This window comes from Solemya elarraichensis gill symbiont (assembly GCF_002021095.1).
In the GTDB taxonomy this organism is placed as follows: domain Bacteria; phylum Pseudomonadota; class Gammaproteobacteria; order Chromatiales; family Chromatiaceae.
Map to the genome: position 1 here is coordinate 1 of NZ_MPRK01000218.1, position 2853 is coordinate 2853.

Below are 2853 nucleotides of genomic sequence, written 5' to 3' on the forward strand. Positions count from 1 at the left end.
TGTATCTCTTTGCTTCAACACCTCTTAGCATAACCGGGGAGACGTCAGAGGTTCGGTCGTTATACACACGCACATACATTCACGTCATGTCCTGTTATTATATAATGCACACTACTACTACTACTACTGTTATTACATATGCACACACATCTCACACGCTGGCATTTGTTTTTCTAGTCAACATTATTTTTCTTGCAATTTTCACCTTTGACTATTCCGCAATGAGATTTATTTTATGTATATATAAATTTGTATGCACCTGTGTCCATATGATCTAGTTTATTTTCGAATACGTCAATCAGTGTGTGTGGATTTATCACTAAGGTAAATATTTTGACAGTATTGATTGATCTTTGGTGATTAACCATAACGTGTCCGCACATGTCCTATGGCCATTATAAATACAGCACACTCAACAGTGATTTGGTTAGAACAAACAAATATGGCGAAGAGAAGAACGGAAGATTGCGAAAAGACTTGGAAAAGCCGGAAGATTGTCATGGCGCCGACAAAAGATCTTATTTTTGATGTGGACAGTGATGAGTTCAGCGATCACTTACCAGAGGACCACATTATTCAGACTTCCGATGTCGACAAAAGTACAAAACTGATATTGAAGTTCGACAAAGTGCTCGGAGATGTTTATGTCCGTATTTCGAAAACAACCGAGAAGGGTGAAAGAGAGTTGACACTGAATGCATATGAACTGGATAGGCTGATGACTTTCAAATCTTATATTCTGACTCTCTCGCAACGTTATTCTGGAAATGATTTACCCGTTAACTTTACTTTTAGACTGTCTCCTGCTCTGAAAGTAAAACTTAATTTCTCAGGGTTCGGATCATTGGACATTAGAAGATATTTCACTGATGGCGAAGGGAACGAATGTCCCACGAGGAAAGGGGTGAGATTTCACAGAAATGTGTTTTCTGTTCTGTTTGAATCGCTCTCCACCGTTCATAAAATTCAACGTGAAATCACGGAAAAATCCAACATCGTCTTTCGAAACAGTTGGATGGCGTTGATGGTGCGTGAAATGAGGGAGTTAGATCAATCCGCCAGGGTTCACGAATACTGCGAGGCATGCGAGATAGACGACCCTTCTCAGGATCATCACGACTGTTTTGAAAAAATAGATTGGAGCGAAGTGGTTGAACTCTATCATAAAGTGGCCGAAGGTGTAATCAAACGCCTACACATCACCACACTCGCGAAGAAAGTGGCAAACGCATTGAACATTTCATTCGTAGAAAACGAGGATCCTATTCGTCTGAATCACGACGATATTGCTTTCATGAAGGATGAAAAAAACTTCACTTCTGACGAACTCTTCGCGACATGTGCCAAATTGTGTAATCGTGAGGAATAGAGAGGAACAAAACACTGACATATATATATATATATATAACCATCTCCACACACTGATTGTAATGATTCATGTTTAGAATTGATATATGTATGTATATACTCAATACCATGTCTTTGTTGTTAATAATGATAATAATAATTTTTTAAACTCTTTACTGCTGTCTTTAATAATGCTATTGTAATCTGTTTTACCTCAGAGCTTGGGTTAGGTGGTTGGTTGGTTGGTTGGTTGTGGTTGGTTGGTTGGCTGCTTGGTTGGTTGGTTGTGGTTGGTTGGGTTTAATTATATGAAGGAGGTTACACACAGACGAGTTGGAAAAAAAATAATAACCAATAAGACACAAGATAATTTCCAAGATTATATTTTATTGCAGAGAAACAATAGAATCTAAATGGAGTAGATTCTCACTTTTCCTTGATCATAGACGTGGCATGTTGGTATAGTTCAAGTTGCCATTGAATTGAGTTTATTTGTATATTTCTCCAGTCATTGCACTTGTATCTCATACTATACATGTCAGCGAATGCTTTTGGGATTGGTAACCGAGCGATTTCGTCGCAGAATTTGTCTACAATGACATTATCATCAATTGAGTCTACTACCTCACTGAAATAGGCAGACAACTTCTCTTCTCCTTTCCACATGATACACTCGTGTTTAGATTGAGACAGATGGTTTACCGCACATCCATAGCAATGGTTCTTACTCACATTGTCGATATTCTCTAATACTGCCTTGGCATACAGGCACAAAAATGTTTCGTCCAAAAGTCGAGAAACGCAGGGACCGTCTTCCATATTATATATTTGGTCAGCTATCAAGAATCACGCAGGTGTAGAATCCATTCCGTCTGAAAGCTTGACTGTGAACACCTTGACGACCGGTTTCAATATCAACGGAAGAATGTGGTGATGTTTTATTAACAGTCTGCGTTGCTGTTTAGCTGTCAACTCCTTGGATACCAATCGACGAATGACCGTCTTGAACTCGTCTAAAATCTTTTTGTCTTTGCGTTGTATAGCGCACACACCGTGTAACACATTATAAGTAGCTTCGTTGACCGCATGCAGCTGTTGTTCGGTCAAGGTTTTGACCAGGACCTTCCTTTGCTCATCTGAAGCCTCTACTAGGAATTGAAACAATGGTAAATATTTATTGATCATCGTGGAAAGTCGGTATTTGTGTTGTTATTTATAGCTTTGACGTCATCGCCGTTGATCCACGAATCGTATTTGGAGCTCCAACCTTTCCAGCGAACTAGATACTCCTTCCGATTACCTCTTCCCCTCGATCATAGTATCTTTTCAATCGCGTATAATTCTCGATCGTGAGCTCTTATCAACTGGTTTTCGTAAAATGTACCGATGATAACTTCACCGCTATAGTCTTTCAATTTGTACTGCGGAATGCCTTCTGACGTGAAACGATGGTTGATCACAAATAATTCTCTCGTCCAGCGTTCATCGTATTCTCTCTGAAACGGA

3 protein-coding genes and 1 pseudogene are annotated in these 2853 nt (G+C 39.3%); 1 reads left to right on the forward strand and 3 read right to left on the reverse strand.

The features are described from left to right. Positions 1-499: 499 nt before the first annotated feature. Positions 500-1369, forward strand: a complete 870-nt coding sequence (locus BOW51_RS09230; protein ID WP_167367304.1) for a hypothetical protein — start codon at positions 500-502, stop codon at positions 1367-1369. An 824-nt stretch (positions 1370-2193) separates the two neighbouring features. Here BOW51_RS09230 and BOW51_RS09235 read toward each other — a convergent pair. From BOW51_RS09235 to BOW51_RS11445, 3 genes and pseudogenes are all read right to left on the reverse strand, one after another. Beyond that, entirely contained in the window at positions 2194-2532 is a 339-nt protein-coding gene (locus BOW51_RS09235; RefSeq protein WP_078477471.1) for a hypothetical protein, read from the reverse strand. Continuing rightward, positions 2529-2639 (reverse strand): annotated as a pseudogene (locus BOW51_RS11945) (hypothetical protein); the annotation flags it as partial. The gene BOW51_RS09235 and the pseudogene BOW51_RS11945, both read right to left, overlap by 4 nt. A 21-nt stretch (positions 2640-2660) precedes the next feature. Then, a partial coding sequence (locus tag BOW51_RS11445) for a hypothetical protein (RefSeq protein WP_217349026.1) occupies positions 2661-2853 on the reverse strand: 193 nt, incomplete at its 5' end.